The sequence below is a fragment of the Trinickia sp. Z7 genome, assembly GCF_056498045.1.
Genome location: NZ_JAUEQW010000001.1, coordinates 747,427 through 764,890 on the forward strand (window position 1 = coordinate 747,427; position 17,464 = coordinate 764,890).

The 17,464-nt window shown below is 65.6% G+C and carries 14 protein-coding genes; 3 read left to right on the forward strand and 11 right to left on the reverse strand.

The annotated features are described in order from the left end of the window. Window positions 1-141: 141 nt before the first annotated feature. A complete protein-coding gene (locus QQS38_RS03300; RefSeq protein WP_479643922.1) occupies window positions 142-2,181 on the forward strand; it encodes an alkaline phosphatase family protein in 2,040 nt (679 codons plus the stop codon). Here the strand turns inward: QQS38_RS03300 and QQS38_RS03305 are convergent, their stop codons facing one another. Then, a complete protein-coding gene (locus QQS38_RS03305; protein WP_479643923.1) occupies window positions 2,182-4,101 on the reverse strand; it encodes a DUF3857 domain-containing transglutaminase family protein in 1,920 nt (639 codons plus the stop codon). Window positions 4,102-4,193: 92 nt separating this feature from the next. Beyond that, entirely contained in the window at window positions 4,194-5,108 is a 915-nt protein-coding gene (locus QQS38_RS03310) for a helix-turn-helix domain-containing protein (RefSeq protein WP_479643924.1), read from the reverse strand. A gap of 101 nt (window positions 5,109-5,209) precedes the next feature. On the opposite strand from QQS38_RS03310, the gene QQS38_RS03315 reads away from it, so the two are divergent. After that, window positions 5,210-5,770 (forward strand): hypothetical protein, encoded by a 561-nt coding sequence (locus QQS38_RS03315; protein WP_479643925.1) that lies wholly within the window; start codon window positions 5,210-5,212, stop codon window positions 5,768-5,770. 56 nt (window positions 5,771-5,826) lie between these two features. Here the strand turns inward: QQS38_RS03315 and QQS38_RS03320 are convergent, their stop codons facing one another. Beyond that, on the reverse strand, window positions 5,827-7,047 hold the full coding sequence (locus tag QQS38_RS03320) for an aspartate aminotransferase type Ic (protein ID WP_479643926.1): 1,221 nt from the start codon (window positions 7,045-7,047) through the stop codon (window positions 5,827-5,829). 122 nt (window positions 7,048-7,169) lie between these two features. On the opposite strand from QQS38_RS03320, the gene QQS38_RS03325 reads away from it, so the two are divergent. Continuing rightward, entirely contained in the window at window positions 7,170-8,030 is an 861-nt protein-coding gene (locus QQS38_RS03325; protein ID WP_479643927.1) for a LysR substrate-binding domain-containing protein, read from the forward strand. 32 nt (window positions 8,031-8,062) lie between these two features. Here the strand turns inward: QQS38_RS03325 and QQS38_RS03330 are convergent, their stop codons facing one another. From QQS38_RS03330 to hutH, 8 genes are all read right to left on the reverse strand, one after another. Next, complete coding sequence (locus QQS38_RS03330) at window positions 8,063-8,368, reverse strand: HigA family addiction module antitoxin (protein ID WP_479643928.1); 306 nt, start codon at window positions 8,366-8,368, stop codon at window positions 8,063-8,065. Window positions 8,369-8,564: 196 nt separating this feature from the next. Further along, window positions 8,565-9,368 carry an N-formylglutamate deformylase gene (gene hutG / locus QQS38_RS03335; protein WP_479643929.1) on the reverse strand — a complete coding sequence of 268 codons (804 nt, stop codon included), beginning with the start codon at window positions 9,366-9,368 and terminating at the stop codon, window positions 8,565-8,567. Window positions 9,369-9,501: 133 nt separating this feature from the next. Continuing rightward, the gene (locus QQS38_RS03340) at window positions 9,502-10,893 is read right to left on the reverse strand and encodes a formimidoylglutamate deiminase (RefSeq protein ID WP_479643930.1); all 1,392 of its coding nucleotides are present in this window, start codon (window positions 10,891-10,893) and stop codon (window positions 9,502-9,504) included. A 1-nt stretch (window position 10,894) separates the two neighbouring features. Then, on the reverse strand, window positions 10,895-12,160 hold the full coding sequence (gene hutI / locus QQS38_RS03345; protein ID WP_479643931.1) for an imidazolonepropionase: 1,266 nt from the start codon (window positions 12,158-12,160) through the stop codon (window positions 10,895-10,897). Window positions 12,161-12,198: 38 nt separating this feature from the next. Further along, window positions 12,199-12,876: a HutD/Ves family protein gene (locus tag QQS38_RS03350; RefSeq protein WP_479643932.1), complete on the reverse strand. Its 678-nt coding sequence runs from the start codon at window positions 12,874-12,876 to the stop codon at window positions 12,199-12,201. A 5-nt stretch (window positions 12,877-12,881) separates the two neighbouring features. Next, complete coding sequence (gene hutU, locus QQS38_RS03355; protein WP_479643933.1) at window positions 12,882-14,570, reverse strand: urocanate hydratase; 1,689 nt, start codon at window positions 14,568-14,570, stop codon at window positions 12,882-12,884. A 72-nt stretch (window positions 14,571-14,642) separates the two neighbouring features. Next, window positions 14,643-15,344 (reverse strand): histidine utilization repressor, encoded by a 702-nt coding sequence (gene hutC / locus QQS38_RS03360; RefSeq protein ID WP_479644097.1) that lies wholly within the window; start codon window positions 15,342-15,344, stop codon window positions 14,643-14,645. Window positions 15,345-15,365: 21 nt separating this feature from the next. Beyond that, a complete protein-coding gene (gene hutH, locus QQS38_RS03365; protein ID WP_479643934.1) occupies window positions 15,366-16,901 on the reverse strand; it encodes a histidine ammonia-lyase in 1,536 nt (511 codons plus the stop codon). Window positions 16,902-17,464: the final 563 nt, after the last annotated feature.

Genomic DNA, 17,464 nt, shown 5'->3' on the forward strand with positions numbered 1-17,464 from the left:
CCCTTCTCGCATACGTCATCGTCCGCCGTTATCGTCTTGCTCGCACACGTCTTTTTAGATGCGCCGAGGCTTCGAAGGCCCGATCGCCACACCGCTACGTTTCCAGTCCGCGCAGTCGGCTTCAAGTCAACGGAGATGCAAATGAAGCGATACGACAATGTCAGAGGTGGTCCCGCAGTACTACGTTCATGCTTGACGCTCGGCGCGCTTTCGCTCGCCGCCGCCGGCGCCTTGTTCCCGGCGCTGGCCGCAAGCGAGCCGCAACCTTCCGGCGATGCATCGTCGGCGACGGCGACGCCGATCAAACACGTGATCGTCATCGTCGGAGAGAACCGCACGTTCGACCAAGTCTTCGGCGCCTATCGGCCGCGCGCCGGCCAGCGCATCTCGAACTTGTTGTCCAAGGGCATCATCACCGCGGACGGCCGCCCTGGCCCCAACTTCGCGCTGGCCGCCCAGAACACGGCGCAAGCGGTCGATCCGACTCGCTTCGAAATGAGCCCCGGGGGCAAGGCGCCGTACAGCGTTTTGCCCGCGCCCAACACGGGCTCGGCGCCGACTACCGCGAGCGACACGAACCCGCCGCCGTTTGCGACGCTCGCCGCCGCACAGGCGTTCGAAGGCGCCGTGCTCGAACCGCAAGATCTCGCGCAATTGACGACGGGCGCAACGGGTCTGCCCAAGGGCGTGCCCGACACGCGCTTCGGCGCGAATACCTTCACGCTGCCGAACGGGCCTTTCCAAATTTCGCGCGTGGGACCGAGCTACGATCAGTACATCGCGAGCCCGGTGCATCGCTTTTATCAAGCCTGGCAGCAGGCCGACTGCAGCGTGAAGTCCGCCACCACGGCCAACCCTAGCGGATGCGCGATGGACCTCGTCGCCTGGGTCGAGACCTCGGTGGGCGCGGGCACGAACGGCAAGCCGCAACCGGCGAACTTCAACGATCAAACGACGCGCGAAGGCTCGACGGCGCTCGGCTACTACAACGTGCAAACGGGCGACATGCCCTACTTCAACGAGCTCGCGCGCAAGTACACGATCAGCGACAACTATCATCAACCCGTGATGGGCGGCACGGGCGCGAACAGCGTCATGATCGGCACGGCCGATGCGATCTATTACACCGACGGCCACGGCAACCCGGCAACGCCGCCTTCGAATCAAATCGAAGACCCGCGTCCGCAAGCCAGCACCAACAATTGGTACAAGCAGGACGGGTACTCGGGCGGCTCGTACAGCAATTGCTCAGATACGTCGCAACCGGGCGTGGGCGCCGTGCGCAGCTATCTGGACTCGCTCCCCTATCATCCCAAAGCCAATTGCGCGCCGGGCGCGTACTACCTGCTGAACAACTACAACCCCGGCTACAACGGCGACGGCACGGTCAACACGAGCAGTTTCACGATTCCGCCCTCGCCGGTGCGCACGATCGCCGATTCGATGATCGAGCACGGCGTCTCTTGGAAGTATTACGGCGAAGGCTGGAACACGTTCGTCGCCAATTCGCCCACGAGCACGTATTGCAACATCTGCAATCCGTTTCTCTATGAGACGGCAATCATGACGAAGCCCGCGCTCGTCAAAGCGCACCTGCAAGACACTGCCGACCTCTATGCCGACATCTCGCGCGGCTACTTGCCCGCCGTGTCCTTCGTCAAGCCGGGCTGGCTGCTGGACGGCCATCCGGCATCGTCGAAGTACGGCTTGTTCGAAGCCTTCTCGCGCAAGCTCGTCGATGCGGTCCGCAGCAATCCGAAGCTGTGGGCCTCGACGGCGATCTTCATCACGAACGACGAAGGCGGCGGCTACTACGATTCGGGGTATATACAGCCGGTCGATTTCTTCGGCGACGGCCCGCGCATCCCGCTCATCATCGTCTCGCCCTACTCGCGCGGCGGCCGTGTCTCGCATCAGTACAGTGATCACGTCTCGATCTTGAAGTTCATCGAGCGCAACTGGTCGCTCGCGCCCATCACGACGCGCAGCCGAGACAATCTGCCCAACCCCGTGCAATTGCCCGGCAACCCGTACGTGCCCGTGAACGCACCGGCCATTGGCGATTTGTTCACCGCGTTCCATTTCGGCGATCGCGATCATGACGATGGCGATGGCGATGACGGTCGCCACGGGGGGGAGCATCGCAACGGGCAAGGCGGCGCCGGGTGGTGGCCGTTCTAGTCACGGCAGGCCGGGCGCAGGCCGAGCCCGGTTCGCCTTGACGATGATTTGCGCGGATGCATCGCGTTCGATCCTGACGAGCGTCGATCGCATCGCTTCGAACTCCTTGGGGCTGCACACTTGCTTACCGAAGTCTGCCTGCAGCCGGCGCGTCACTTGAACGACGCGAGAAGCGGGATCGAACACGTAGCGCGATCGATATCGAACCGGGGGCGCGTCGATGGTCAGATCCGTCGGCGCATAAACGAGCGTTACGTCGAGCGGCAACGTCATCGTGCTCTGTTCGGCGAAGACGCCGCCGATGCAAACGTACGGCTGCGTGCGCACGGGAAGGGTCAGCCAACTTCGAACGTGCGAGGCGATTCCGCCCGCAAAGCTCGATAGCGACGGCATCGCAGTCATGCCGTCGGTCCACAGCACATGCTCGAGCGCGCCTGTCAGCGCAACCCAAAACGGGCCGCTCGTCGCGCTCGTGTCGGCCGTCTCGATCGAACTCGTGCCGCGCAGCCCCGTTTCGCGCACCCGCTCCTGCGCGATCTGCGCCGCCCGCACGCGGGTGGCCCGCCGAAAGACGTTGCGTTCGAGTTCCGCCGGGAACCCCTCGTCTTCGACACGATAGCTGTAGCGGGCATTGCCCTGTTCGTCGATCTCGAGCGCCAGGCGGCCCTCGCGTGCGTTCGCTTGCGTCGGCGGCGTGCGCGCGAGGATCCCCTCGTCGACGAGCAGCGCCGGCCGGTCCATCACGCCCGGGGGCAAAAAGCCGAACGCGATGCCGCCGCCTGCCGTGGTATCGGCAAAGCGCCCCAGCGTGGGCAGCCAAACGATCACATGATTGATCGCGCCTGCGCCGTAGCCAGGCACCGAGGGAAGCGTGTATACGGGCCCGAGATTGATCAATGCGGGTTCGCTGCGAATGCCGACGGCGGCGAGCAACGCACCGTAGAGCGCCACGTGGTCCTTACAGTCGCCATAGCGGTTGCGAAGGATGTCCGCGACGCGATGCGGCTTCGCGGCTGTCTCGCCGAGAAAAAGCGCGACATAGCGAATGTTCATCCGCGTCCAATCGTAAAGCCGCGCCGCCTTCGTCCAATCGTCGGGGGCATCGCGCGTCAGCGTGCGGGCGAGTTCGACGATTTCGGGATCGCCCGCGCTCGGATCGACAGCGTCTTCGCGGTAACGCTCGGCGAACGCGGCGAAGCTTGGCACCGTCGTCACCATCAAGCGGTCGCCCTCGCTCTCATAGCCGACTGCGCCCTGCTCGATCGGCGCGAAAGGGCCGTGCCGGTAGTCGAATTCGTAGCGCGTGCGCCCGTTTTCGGTGACGGGCGTGCGCGCAACGTACCCGCGCGCATCCGCGTAGAGCGGCAAATCGACCGGCAAATCGAAGATGAGCCGTTGCTCGAGCACTGGCTCGCGCGCCGGCGTCGCGAAATACTGGAACAAGTCCGTCCGGCTCGCTTTGCGCGCCTTACGAAACGTCAAATGCTCACGCCAGCCCGGTTCGATGCCCGGGAAGATGACCGAGCGCAGTACGCCGTCTTCGAACGTCGGTGCGCCCGCGGCCCGCGGCTCCTGAACGTCTCTGATCGCCTCGGCCCCGACCCGATGCACACCGCCTTGCGGGTCGATCGACTCGGCCGATAACGCGAGGATCCGCTCGATGTCTTTGTTGAACCACACGTAACGTTGCGCCGCGGCATCGACGCCGGCCGCCGTGTCGATGCGAAGCGTCGTGTCGTCGTCCTCCACGACGGAGCCATCGTGCTCCACGGTGAACACATGCGTGTCGGACTCGATCGTGACGGGCGCGCGATCGGGCAACATCGACCCCGATGCATCGTCCTGCGCCAACTCAGCCGCGAACGCCCCGGCGCCGGCGCCGGCGGCCAGTCCAACGCCCAAGCCCAAGCAGCAGACCATGCTGATTCTCGTGCCTGCGCGAATGCAGGCGGCCGCGAATCGCTGCTCATGATCGGCGCGCACGGGCATGGTCCTCACCTCAACGCGGTTCGTCAGGGCGACTCATGACGCGATCGTTGCCAATGCCTGCGATAGCCCCGCGGCGCCATACCGAATTCCGTGCGGAACGCCCGGTTGAAATTCGATAGATCGGCGAATCCGCAATCGAGCGCGACCTCGACGATCTTGTCGCCCGCATCGGCCAGTCGCTCGGCGGCCGCGCGCAGACGCGCGCGCAGCACGTATTGATGCGGGGTCACACCGGTCGCGCGTTCGAAGGTGCGTAGGAAATGATAGGGGCTCAAGCGCGCCTGCTGCGCCAACCGATCTAGACCCATATCGGCCTCGGGCGTCTCGTCGATCCAGCGCAGCGTCTCGACCACGCGCGCGAGCGCGCCCGGCGGCAGCGGCTTGTCGCTGCGCGTGTTCGTGCCCTCGGCGAGCCGCACGGCATGCGCCGCCAGTGTCAGCGCGAACTCGTCCCAGGCCATTCGAGCAGCCGTCGTCACGCCGGTGCTCGCAGCCGCTATGTACGGCGACAATGCCCGCGACGGCTCGATGCGCGCCGCCGAAAACGATGCCCGCCGGCGGCGTGCAACGCCTGCATCGGCGAACACGCGTTCGAAGTACTCGGGCTGATAACGAAACGCAATGCAGCGATCGCCCGCGCGATGCCGGTGAGCGCATTCGAAACATTCGCCCGCGTTGCCAAGCATGGCCGCGCCCGGCGTCATGAGCGCCGCCGCGGTCTCCGAGCGATATTCGAACGCTCCCGCGACAACCAGCGCGATACAAAACGCGCTGTGACGCTCTTCGAACGCGTGATCGCCGGGGCCGCAGGTGCAAAGGACGTCGGCGACATTCCAGCCCGGGCCTTGCGCGATCGTGCGCGGCTGAGTCTCACCCTGCGCCGCCTCGCGGGCGCGTCGCGCCAGCGCACGTTTCAGATCGACCGCAATTTTTGCCAAGATTCGCCTCGCTTCGTTGCCTACGATCATGACACGGCGTACACATTCGGCGGCTCGACTGCACACGCCATCGCAATCTCCGCAACCCCTAGGACATCATGATGAACGGCACACACAGCGACATCCCGCAGGCCCTTTTTTCCGCTCTTGCCACGGCGTCGCGCGCGGCTGAGATCGAGCAAGCCGATGACGTCTACGGCTGGCTGGTCGGCAGTTGGTCCTTGCAGGTGCTCCACTACCGAGGGTTCGACCTGCGCGACGAACGCTTGAGCGGCGAAGTCCACGCCGGCTGGACGCTCGAAGGGCGCGCGATTCAGGATGTATGGATTATGCCCGCCCGCGAAGAACGGCGTGCGAAGCGAATGGCGCGCGATCCGCAAAACGACATGTACGGCACGACGCTGCGGACGTGGGACCCGGCGTTGCGCGCGTGGCGCATCGCCTGGAACAACCCGGCGCGCGGCCATCGGGAGACGCAGATCGGCCGGCGCATCGGCGACGAGATCGTTCAGATCGGCTCGCGCCCCGACGGCCAGGCGACACGCTGGCGCTTCACCGACATGACGCCGAACCGCTTCCATTGGATCGGCGAAGCGCTGGACGTCGACGGCAAGACATGGCGGCTCGAGGGCGAATTCGTCGCGACGCGCGCCGGTACGTAACCCGGATCGCGCGCTGCTCGCGGGTGCGGCGAAGGCGCGGCCTCGGATTAGGCCGCTTAGCCCCGCGCGCCTTCGTCGAGCGCCCGACGCAACGAGAGCGCGATGGCCTGCCCCGCCCACTCGATTTCGGCGAGCGACGGACAGCTCGGTGCGATGCGTACGTGCCGGTCGCGCGGATCGGTGCGATACGGAAACGCCGCCCCAGCGCCCGTCAGCACGACGCCCGCTTGCGCCGCAAGCTCGACGGTCCGCTTCGCATGGCCGTCCGGCGTGTACAGACTGACGAAATAGCCGCCTCGGGGCTTGGTCCAAGAAACGCCGGGAACATCGCCGACCCATGCGTGCAAGATCGCGTCGAGCAGGTCGAACTTAGGCTGCAAAATCGCGCGATGGCGGTCCATTAGCTGTTCGAGTGTCGCTCGATCGCGCAAATAACGTACGTGCCGCAACTGGTTCAGCTTGTCCGGCCCGATGGTTCGCGCCGACATATGCCGCTGCCACCACGCGATGTTCGCAGCAGACGAAGCCAGCCACGCCATCCCGCCGCCCGCAAAGGTGACCTTCGACGTCGACGCGAATACAAGAGCCCGATCGGCATGCCCGGCCTCGGCGCAAGCCGCGAGCACGTCGGGACTCTCGAGGCGTTGCGCGGTCAGATGATGAAAGCGATAGGCATCGTCCCAAAACAAGCGAAAATCGGGCGCTGCCGCCGGCATCCGCGCCAGACGACGAACGATCTCGGGCGAGTAGATCGCCCCGGTCGGATTGCTATAGAGCGGCGTGCACCACATGCCCTTGATGGCCGGATCGCTGGCGACCAGCGCCTCGACGCGCGCCATATCGGGACCGTCGTCGTTCATCGGCACGGCGATCATCCGAATCCCGAGCGCCTCGCAAATCGCGAAGTGGCGGTCATAGCCGGGTACGGGGCACAGCCACGCGACATCGTCCGCGCGCCGCCATGGCTCGGCCTGCGGTAAGCCATGCAGCATCGCGAAGGCCAGTGCGTCATGCATCAGTTCGAGGCTCGAATTGCCGCCCGCGACAACTTGCTGCGCGGGCACGCCGAGGCATTGCGCGCCCAGCTCACGCGCCTCCGGTAGGCCCAGTACATGGCCGTAGTTACGGCAATCGATGCCGTCTCGCGAGCGATAACCCGCTTGCGGCGCATCCTCGATGAGCGCCAACGAAAGATCGAGTTGCTCGGGCGCGGGCTTGCCGCGTGTCATGTCGATGGAAAGGCCTAGCGCTTTGAACCCGTCGTAGGTGATCGTCATCGTTGCGTTTCCCCAAAGGGCGTGAATCCGTCCAATAGCGGCGAGTATGCCGACCGAGCTGCCTTCAGGCAAACGCGTTATATTGATTTCACCCTTCAGTTTTTCTGATACCGGAACATTCGATGAAGACGCTCGATTTGGACGTGTTATCGATGGTCGTCGCCGTCGCCGATGCGGGCAGTTTCGTGCGCGGCGCGGCGCTCGTGCATCGATCCCAGTCTGCGGTGAGCATGCAAATCAAAGCGCTGGAGCAGGCGCTGGGTAAGCCGGTTTTCGAGCGGCGCGCGCGCAGCGTCGTGCCGACGCCGGAAGGACGCTCACTCGTCGATTACGCCCGGCGCTTGCTCGCCCTGCGCGATGAGGCCTGGGCCTCGCTCGTCCACCCCGACGTCAAGGGCCGTGTGGTGATCGGCGTGCCGGACGACTACGCGTCCTCGCTGCTGCCGCCCGTGCTGCGCAAGTTCTCGGCGACCTACCCCAAGGTCGAAATGCAGGTGATCGGGCTGCCCAGCCATGCGCTCGCGCCGCTCGTGCGAGAGAACGAGGTCGACTTGGCGTGCATGACGCGCGTCAAAGGCGTGCGGGGAGAACGCCTGAGGCTCGAGCCGACCGTTTGGGCCGGTGCGCCGCGCGCGCCCGAGCTTTGGCGCGAACGGCCGCTGCCGATAGCGGTGTTCGCGGCAGGCAGCGTGGCCCGAGAGAACGCGATCCGGGCGCTCGAGCGCGCGCGCATCGCCTACCGAACGTCGTACGAGAGTCCGAGCTTGCTCGGGCTGTTGGCCATGGTCGAGGCCGGGCTCGCGGTCGCACCGATCGCCCGCTGCGCCGTGCCCGAGCGCTTCGTCCAACTCGGCCGCGCGCAAGGGCTGCCGGCGCTGCCGCCGCTTGAAATCGTGCTCGCTCGCAGCGCGCGGTCCAACCGGCCCGAATGCGAGTTTCTTGCAGAGCAAATCCTGACGGAACTGAGGCTTCCCACGGCATGAGCGCCCGCGATATCGGCCGGCCGCGGCGGGTTTCAGAACAATGAGCGCTGGCGTTGTTGCGCCATCGACACGACGTCGAGCTCGTCCAACCGCTTGCGAGCCTTGGCCAAGTCATGCACTAGTTGCCGCTGCAGCCACGTTTCGGCGCCGCCGCCGAACGCCTTGTCCAGGCGCAGCGCCATTTCGGGAGAGATGCCGGCTTTGCCGCTGAGGAGATTGGTCAGCGCTTGGCGGCTCACGCCCAGCACCGAAGCGCCTTCGGTCACGCTCAAATTGAAGCGCTCGAGGCAAAGCTGACGCACGATCGCGCCGGGGTGATTGGTATCTGTATCGGCCATGGGGCCACACCATAGCCGCTGAAGCAGCCGGCCGTCAACCGACAAGCGCCGGTTGTCGCCTCTACGCATCAGATTGGGGCGCGGCTGTCGAACGCCGAACCCGGAGCGAAGAGCACAGCGCCGCGCTCCGAGCCCACTATCGGCCCGCGCGCGCGTGGCGGCCGGCGCCTGCCTACCCCCTGCGTCGTTGCCGATGTCAAATGCGCGCAAGCGCGACATCGAGCACCGTTTCGAGCAACGCTTCGACGCGCGCCGCCAACGCCTCGTCGTAAGCGTAAGGCCGCGTTTCTTGCATGTAAGTGCGCTGCGACAACTCGAGTTGCACGGCATGGATGCCATCGTCCGGGCGGCCGTACTGCCGCGTGATATAGCCCCCCTTGAACCGCCCGTTCGCCACCCCCGTATAGGCGCCGTCGCGCGTCACGCTCTCGGCCAATGCCTCGGCCATTCCATTCGCGGCGCTCGCCCCATCGGCCGTGCCGAAATTGAAATCCGGCAACCGGCCTTCGAAAAACCGGGGAACCTGCGAGCGAATCGAATGCGCCTCCCATAGCAGCACCGCGCCGTGTCGCGCTTTGAGCTCCGCAAGCGTGCGCGCGAGGGCATCGTGATAGGGCTGCCAATATCGCGCGAGGCGCCGCGCGACCTCGGCCTCGGTCGGCGCTCCGCCCGGATGGTAGAGCGGCGCCTTGTCGAAGGTGTCGACGGGCACCAAGCCCGTCGTGTCCTGCCCCGGATACAAATTCGCGTTGTCGGGCGGACGGTTCAGGTCGATCACGTATCGGGCATGCGACGGCACGAGCAGCGAAGCCCCGCGGCGCGCCGCGAACTCATACAAACGTTCGAGGTGCCAGTCGCAATCGTCCACATGGCGAGCGACCTCGGTCATCGTCGCCAAAATCCCGGCGGGAATGTGCGTGCCTGCATGCGGCATCGAAATCAGCAGCGGCAACGTGCCGGGCCGCAGGTCGAAAATGGCGGGATCGGTAGAGGCGTTCATGGTCTGTCGGTCGAAACTCGAAAGGTCTTCAGATTAGCGCGCACCGGGCGCGGCGTCATGCGCGCCGGCGCGCGTTGGCGTGCTCGGGAACACAGCGTGAAGATACGCTAGCCGAGCGAGCGCCTTGCGGCGCTCATGCCAGCAACTGGGCAGCCGCCTCGCGATAGGCCGCGTACGCTCGCGCTTCGTCTTCATGCCGCCCGTCGCGCACGACACAGCGCCCGCCCGTATGGACTTCGACGATAGGCGAACCGCCATGCTCGCAGAACACGACGCCTGCGAGCCAACTCTCCGGGCGGCGTCCATCGAGTGCCGGATGCGCGGCGTCGAGCACGAGCCAGTCGGCGCGGCGCCCCGGCGCGAGTGCGCCAATGGCGCGGCCGCTCGCCCGCGCGCCGCCCGCCAGCGCCGCGTCGAAGAGCCGCTCCGCCACTTGCGGCCGCGCCTGCGAAGCCAGCACGTTGCGTTGCAGTTTCACCAAGCGCTGCCCATATTCGAGCAGCCGCAGTTCCGAGCGCCAATCGACGGCGATATGGCTGTCCGATCCCACGCCGATGCATCCGCCCGCCTCCAGGTAAGCCTGCGCCGGAAACACGCCGTCGCCCAGATTCGCCTCCGTCGTGAGGCATAAGCCCGCCACGGCGCCGCTCGCCGCAAGCGCTGCCGTTTCGGCCGGGTCGATATGGGTCGCATGGACGAGGCACCAGCGCGCATCGACATCGAAGCGATCGAGCAGCCATGTCACTGGGCGCGCGCCCATCGCGGCAATGCATTCGTCGACTTCGCCCATCTGCTCGGCAATGTGAAGATGAATGGGCGCGCCCGGCAAAAGCGCGTCGAGCCCCCTCAACAACGAACGCAACGAAGCCTCGGATACGGCGCGCAGCGAATGCGGCGCGACGCCGTAGGTGAGCGCGCCATGCTCCGGTCGCGAGCGGCGCAGCGCCGCCAAGAGGTCGAGCAACGCCTCGGGCGTATTGACGAAGCGGCGTTGATCCGGCCTCGGCTCGCGCATGGGCAAGCCGCTGTACTGATAGAGCACGGGCAGCATCGTCATGCCGATGCCCGCCTGCGAGGCGGCGTCCACGACCCGCTGCCCGAGCTCGGACCGGTTCTCGTAGCCGCCGCCATCGCTCATATGATGAACGTAATGAAATTCGCAAACCGAGGTATAGCCCGCCTTGAGCATTTCGACGTAAACCCAGCGTGCGATGGCTTCGAGCCGCTCCGGTGTGATTCGCGCCGCGAACCGATACATGAGGTCGCGCCAGCTCCAAAAGTTGTCGCTCGCCTGCGCACGGTACTCGGCGAGTCCGGCCATCGCTCGCTGAAACGCGTGCGAGTGCAAGTTCGGCATGCCCGGCAAGACCGGGCCACGCGCCCGGGTGGCGTGCGCGGGCGCCGCAGCGTCGGCGGTCACGGCCGTCAGCGTGCCGGCGTCGTCCCACTCGAGTAGCACATCGCGCCTCCACCCTTGCGGCAGGTAAGCATGCGCGGCGAACAATGCACGGCGATCGATCGTCACATCACGCTCCTTCGGGGGAAGCCGCTCGCTCGGCGGCGAGCGTCCAATGCGCCGTGGGGGCGCGATGGACGGTGGCGCCAGCGTGCACCACACGTTGGGCGAGCGGCCGGCCGATCCAATAGGCCAGTTCGGCCAAGCTGCCGATCTGCCAAGCCACGAAGTCGGCCCGCCGCCCCGGCGCCAGTTGTCCATGACGCTGGCTTTGCCCGAGCGCGCCCGCCGCGTGGCGCGTGACGCCACGCAATACCTCGGGCAACGTCAAACGAAACAGCGTGCAACCCAGATTGAGCATCGCGAGCAGTGAGGTTGCCGGCGAGGTCCCCGGGTTGCTGTCGGTCGCGAGCGCCATCGGCACGCCGTGGCGGCGCAGCAAATCGATCGGGGGCAACTGTGTTTCGCGAATGAAGTAGTAGGCGCCGGGCAGCAGCACGGCGACGGTACCTGCCGCTTTCATCGCCTCTACGCCGGCTTCGTCGAGAAATTCGAGGTGGTCGGCCGACAGCGCGCGATAACGCGCCGCGAGCGCCGCGCCGCCCGAGAGGCTCAATTGCTCGGCATGCATCTTCACCGGCAAACCGCGGCGGGCCGCCGCCTCGAACACGCGCTCGCTCTGGGCGAGCGTGAAACCGATGCGCTCGCAAAAAACGTCGACGGCATCGACGAGCCCCTCATCGGCCAGAGCGGGCAACATCCGCTCGCATACTTCATCGATGTAGGCGTCGGCGCGCCCCGCATATTCCGGCGGCAACGCATGGGCGCCGAGAAACGTCGTGTAGACCGAAATCGGATAACGACGCTCGAGCGCGCGCGCGACGCGGAGCATCTTGCGTTCGGCATTCAGTTCGAGCCCGTAGCCCGACTTGATTTCGATGGCGCCGACGCCTTCCGCCAATAGCGGCTCCAAGCGCGCCGCGGCCGACGCAAATAGCGCGTCCTCATCGGCCTCTCGCGTGGCGCGCACCGTGGAGACGATGCCGCCTCCGCGCCGCGCGATCTCTTCGTAGCTCGCACCCGCAAGCCTGAGCGCGAACTCGTCGGCACGGTTGCCGCCGTACACGAGGTGCGTGTGGCAATCGACGAGACTCGGCGTGACCCAAGCGCCTCCGAGGTCCTCGCGCGGCCAAGCGGAGAACTCGCGCGGCAGATCCCGTGCGGCGCCAAGCCACACGATGTCGCCGTCGCGTACGACAAGCGCGGCATCGGCGATCGTCTCGTCCGGATCGCCGCTCGCGCACAGATTCAAGTGTTGCCAAACCAGATCGCTCATGACTTTCTCATAGACATCGGTCGGGACTGCGACGCTTCTCAAACATAGCGCAAGCACACGACGATCGCGACTCCGCCGCCGGTCACCTCGCACGAGACACCGCGGGCAGCATCCAGCACGATCGTATCCATCGACGATAGTTCGATCGACGGCAGAGACGCCGACTGCGAATCGGGCGCTGAAGCAGGCGCGCCCCGTTCGAACCGAACGTCGAGCGAGCCGCCCGCGCAAAACACGAGCGCCGCATCCGCATCGAGCATGCACCCGTGCGCACGCGGTCCTTCCAAGAGCTCGAGCGAGGCGTGCACGCGATCGCGTCGAACCATCAAGTTGAAATCGCACGTCGCGCCATCCACGAGTTGCGCATCGAGCGCCGCCGCGCCGTCGAAGCGCGCGAGCGCCAGCGGCTGCATGAGGGCGAGCGTCGCGCCGTGCGCCTGGCTAAGATGCATGCCCGCCCCCGCGAGCAAAACGAGGGTGCGCTCGACGCCGGGAAACTGCGAGAACGGGCCGGAGCGCTCGACGTCGGCAACGCTGACTCGCCAAACGAACGTGTCGAGGCTCGCGCCGACCGGGTAGGCGGCGATTTCGCGCGTCAAGCCGCCGCCGTTCTTCCAACGCGTGGCCGTCAAGGCGGTGCCGCGCACCACACGCGGCCAAGCCTGCGCTGCCGCGCCGCAGGCCGCATGCCCCGCAGGACGAACCTTGGCCGGCATGGGTATCAACGCCCGAGCATGGGCAGCTTCAGCCCGACCTCGCGCGCGGTCGCGCACGCCAGATCGTAGCCGGCGTCGGCATGCCGCATGATGCCGGTGGCGGGATCGTTGAAGAGCACGCGCTCGATGCGCCGCGCAGCCGCGTCGGTGCCGTCGCAAACGATGACGACGCCCGCATGCTGACTGAAACCCATCCCGACACCGCCGCCATGATGAATCGACACCCAGGTCGCGCCGCCGGCCGTGTTGAGCAGCGCATTGAGCAGCGGCCAATCGCTCACGGCATCCGAGCCGTCCTTCATTGCTTCCGTTTCGCGGTTCGGGCTGGCAACGGAACCCGTGTCGAGGTGGTCGCGGCCGATCACGATCGGCGCTTTCAATTCGCCGCGCGCGACCATCTCGTTGAAAGCGAGTCCCAAGCGGTAACGATCCTTGACGCCGACCCAGCAAATGCGCGCGGGCAACCCTTGGAACGCAATGCGCTCGCGCGCCATGTCGAGCCAGTTGTGCAGATGGGGATCGTCGGGAATCAACTCCTTGACCTTCGCATCGGTCTTGTAGATGTCCTGCGGATCGCCCGAGAGCGCCACCCAGCGGAACGGACCCTTGCCTTCGCAAAAGAGCGGCCGGATATACGCCGGCACGAAACCCGGGAAATCGAAGGCATTGGCCACGCCCATGTCCTGCGCCATCTGCCGAATGTTGTTGCCGTAATCGAGCGTCGCCGCCCCGCGCTCCTGCAGCGTCAGCATCGCGCGCACTTGTCTTGCCATCGATTGCTTTGCCGGCGCGACGATGCTTTGCGGATCGGTTTTTTGCCGTTCGCGCCATTGGTCGATGGTCCATCCCTGCGGCAGATAGCCGTTGATGGGATCGTGCGCGCTCGTCTGATCGGTCACGCAATCGGGCGTGACGCCGCGCGCCACGCACGCTTCGAATACGTCGACCGCATTGCCGACGAGGCCGATGGAGACGGGTTTGCCGCTCGTCTTGGCCGCATCGATCATCGCGAGCGCCTCGTCCAGCGACTTCGCCTTCTTGTCGACGTAGCGCGTCTTCAAGCGAAAATCGATCCGCGTTTCATCGCACTCGACGGCGATCATCGAAAATCCCGCCATCGTCGCCGCGAGCGGCTGCGCGCCGCCCATGCCGCCGAGGCCGCCGGTCAGGATCCAGCGTCCCGACGGGTCGCCGTTGAAATGCTGGTTGGCGACGGCGTAGAACGTCTCGTACGTACCTTGCACGATCCCTTGGCTGCCGATGTAGATCCAACTACCGGCCGTCATTTGGCCGTACATCATGAGACCCTTGCGATCGAGTTCGTGAAAGTGCTCCCAGGTCGCCCAATGCGGGACGAGGTTCGAATTGGCGAGCAGGACTCGGGGCGCGTCCGGATGCGTGCGAAAGACGCCAACGGGCTTGCCCGATTGAATCAACAGCGTTTCGTCGTCTTCGAGGTCCTTCAGTGCGGCGAGGATGCGATCGAAGCAATCCCAGTTGCGCGCGGCCCGGCCGATACCGCCGTAGACGACGAGCGCATGCGGATGCTCGGCCACCTCGGCATCGAGGTTGTTTTGGATCATTCGGTACGCGGCTTCGGTCAGCCAGCTCTTGCAAGTCTTCTCGGCCCCGCGCGGCGCCCGGATCGTGCGCGTCGGGTCGAGGCGCGGGTCGAAGGGTTTCGGATCGTTCATGAATGTCCTCTCTTTCTGCATGCATTGGGTGCAGCTATGGCGGTGCGCAAACGGATGACCGAGGGCTTGCGCTCAGAAATGGCCCGTGAAGCGATAACGGCTGCCGGGATGCCAAAGATCGGCGACCGAGGCGACTTGCTCGCGCGACCACGTGCGCCGATGCAACAGCAAGCACGGTTCGCCCTCGTCCATCGTCAATTGCCGCGTCGTGAAGGGTTCCGGAAGCGCGGCCTCGATGCGATACTCCACGCGCTGCAGCGGTGCGACGCGCATCAAGTATTGGTTCGGCGTAATGCGTGAAAAATCTTGCAGCGCATATTCGGGGGCAACGGCCGGATTGACCCAGCGCGCTTCGAGTTGCACGGGTTCGTCGTTCTCGAAATGCAGCACGCGCGAATGAAACACGGGGCTGCCGGGTTTGATCTGCATCTCGTCGACAAGCGCCTCGCAGGCCACCGTCGCACCGAGTTCGAGCACCTGCGCGCGATAGCGATGTCCGCGCGCCGCGATTTCATCGGAAATACTGCGAATCGCCACCAGCGTCGATTCGTACTTCGGCCGCGCAACGAAGGTTCCCGCGCCTTGCACGCGCGTGAGCACCTGCTCCGCCGTCAACTCGCGCAGCGCGCGGTTCACCGTCATGCGCGCAACTTTGAACTCGCGCGCGAGCTCGTTCTCGGAGGGCACCAGATCGCCCTCGGCCCACTCGCCCGAGTGAATCCGCTCGAGGATGAAATCTTTGATGCCCTGGTAGGCGGGCGCGTTCGCGTTCATCGGTTTGGCAAGGTCCATCGCTCAGGCTGCAACGCTCGCTTCCGACGGAAACGAGAACGGGCTCGCTTGCGCAATCGTGCCTTCTTCCACCAGCCGGGTAATGGCCGCGATATCGGGTGCGAAATAGCGATCCAAGTCGTAGTGCGGCACATGCTTGCGCACCGTTTGCATGACGCGCTCGAGCGCCGCGCTCGTGCGATGCGGGGCACGCAGATCGACGCCTTGCGCGGCCGCGAGCAATTCGATCGCCAAAATATGCGCCGTGTTGCTCGCGATGTCGGCGAGCTTGCGCGCCGCGAACGTGGCCATCGAGACGTGATCTTCCTGGTTGGCGGAAGTGGGCAGCGAATCGACCGACGCCGGATGCGCAAGCGTCTTGTTCTCCGATGCCAACGCCGCCGCCGTCACATGCGCGATCATGAAGCCGGAGTTGACGCCGCCATCTTTGACGAGGAACGGGGGCAGCCCCGACAACGTGGCGTCGATGAGCAGCGCGATGCGGCGCTCGGCGAGCGCGCCGATCTCGGCCGCCGCGAGCGCGAGGTTGTCGGCGGCGAATGCGACGGGTTCGGCGTGGAAGTTGCCGCCCGATAGGACTTCGCCCGTATCGGGGAAGACGAGCGGATTGTCGGAGACGGCGTTGGCTTCGACGAGCAGCACGTCGGCCGCGTGGCGCATCTGGTCCAGGCAAGCGCCCATCACCTGCGGCTGGCAACGCAAACTGTACGGGTCTTGCACCTTGCCGCAATCGCGATGAGACAGATTGATGCTCGAGCCGTCGAGCAGCGCGCGATAGGCCGCGGCCGCATCGATCTGGCCGCGATGGCCGCGCAATGCATGAATGCGCGCGTCGAACGGTTTGACCGAGCCGGCGGCCGCATCGACCGACAATGCGCCGGCCACGAGCGCCGTGCGAAACAAGTCCTCGATCGCGAACAAGTTGTACAAGGCAAGCGCCGTCGAAGCCTGAGTGCCGTTGAGCAGCGCCAGCCCCTCTTTCGCCTGCAATGCAAGCGGTGCGAGACCGGCCAGCTTCAGGCCTTCGGCGGCGCTCATGCGCTCGCCGCGCGCCATGACTTCGCCGATGCCGAGCAGCGTCGCCGACATATGCGCGAGCGGCGCCAGATCGCCCGATGCGCCGACCGACCCCTTGATCGGAATGATCGGCAAGACGTCGGCGTTGAACAGCGTCACGAGCGCATCCATGACTTCACCGCGGATGCCCGAATGCCCGCGGCCGAGGCTCGAGAGCTTCAGGGCGATCAAGAGCCGCACGACCGGCGCGGCCATCGGTTCGCCCACGCCCACCGCATGCGAGAGCACGAGATTGCGCTGCAATAGCTCGAGCTGATCATGCGCGATGTGCGTGCTCGCCAACCGGCCGAACCCGGTGTTGATGCCATAAGCCGGCTCGCCCTTAGCCGCGATATCCGCGACCGCTTTCGCGCCGGCGTCGATCACGGCGCGGCTCGCGGGATCGAGCGTCAGCGTGACGCGCTCGCTCGCAATGCGGCGCAACTGAGGGAGCGTCAAATGGCCAGGCGTAAGAATCATCATGGAAAGCATCCTGTATTTGTCTTCTGCGTTTTGCGGCGAGTCGCAGTGGTCGACTCCGGTTTGAAAGCGAGTCTAGTGCGGTCATCTTGTATATACAACTCGTTTTTGTAGAGAAGTCTCTAGGGATTACCACTAGAAAGCGCACGGCTTCGGGCGCGCCGGGCAGCGGCTTTCGTGCGTGCGCCGATTTGATGGCAGCCGTTACACAGCGGGGAAGTAAGGAAAAATTGCGGTGCCGAGGGGCACGACGGCGAGCAGGCGCAATCTATTACCGGTAGCGCTCGATGTTGTCTAGACAAATCGGTCCGAACGATCCAACCGCGGGCTGCCCGCGTGCGCCAGCCAAACTGGGATGCTGGTGGCGCGTATTCGAGCCTCGTGACGGCGCAAATGGAAAGGCAGCCCAAGGCACCAGCGGGTACGCGTCGTGCTTTATCGAAGGCGGGATGGGCGCAGCGCTAACGCGCCTCTCGAGCCGGATGCCTTCACGAAGCCGCTCGCTCGCCGGTCCCGGCATCCCGAGCGACTTATAGACGACCATGAACACGATGCAAGCACCACGA

Excerpts from the sequence above, each read along its gene's own strand:
- QQS38_RS03300 (WP_479643922.1), top strand. The coding sequence starts at position 142 with ATGAAGCGATACGACAATGTCAGAGGTGGTCCCGCAGTACTACGTTCA.
- QQS38_RS03305 (WP_479643923.1), bottom strand. The coding sequence starts at position 4,101 with ATGGTCTGCTGCTTGGGCTTGGGCGTTGGACTGGCCGCCGGCGCCGGC.
- QQS38_RS03315 (WP_479643925.1), top strand. The coding sequence starts at position 5,210 with ATGAACGGCACACACAGCGACATCCCGCAGGCCCTTTTTTCCGCTCTT.
- QQS38_RS03320 (WP_479643926.1), bottom strand. The coding sequence starts at position 7,047 with ATGACGATCACCTACGACGGGTTCAAAGCGCTAGGCCTTTCCATCGAC.
- QQS38_RS03325 (WP_479643927.1), top strand. The coding sequence starts at position 7,170 with ATGAAGACGCTCGATTTGGACGTGTTATCGATGGTCGTCGCCGTCGCC.
- QQS38_RS03330 (WP_479643928.1), bottom strand. The coding sequence starts at position 8,368 with ATGGCCGATACAGATACCAATCACCCCGGCGCGATCGTGCGTCAGCTT.
- hutG (WP_479643929.1), bottom strand. The coding sequence starts at position 9,368 with ATGAACGCCTCTACCGATCCCGCCATTTTCGACCTGCGGCCCGGCACG.
- hutI (WP_479643931.1), bottom strand. The coding sequence starts at position 12,160 with ATGAGCGATCTGGTTTGGCAACACTTGAATCTGTGCGCGAGCGGCGAT.
- QQS38_RS03350 (WP_479643932.1), bottom strand. The coding sequence starts at position 12,876 with ATGCCGGCCAAGGTTCGTCCTGCGGGGCATGCGGCCTGCGGCGCGGCA.
- hutU (WP_479643933.1), bottom strand. The coding sequence starts at position 14,570 with ATGAACGATCCGAAACCCTTCGACCCGCGCCTCGACCCGACGCGCACG.
- hutC (WP_479644097.1), bottom strand. The coding sequence starts at position 15,344 with ATGAACGCGAACGCGCCCGCCTACCAGGGCATCAAAGATTTCATCCTC.
- hutH (WP_479643934.1), bottom strand. The coding sequence starts at position 16,901 with ATGATGATTCTTACGCCTGGCCATTTGACGCTCCCTCAGTTGCGCCGC.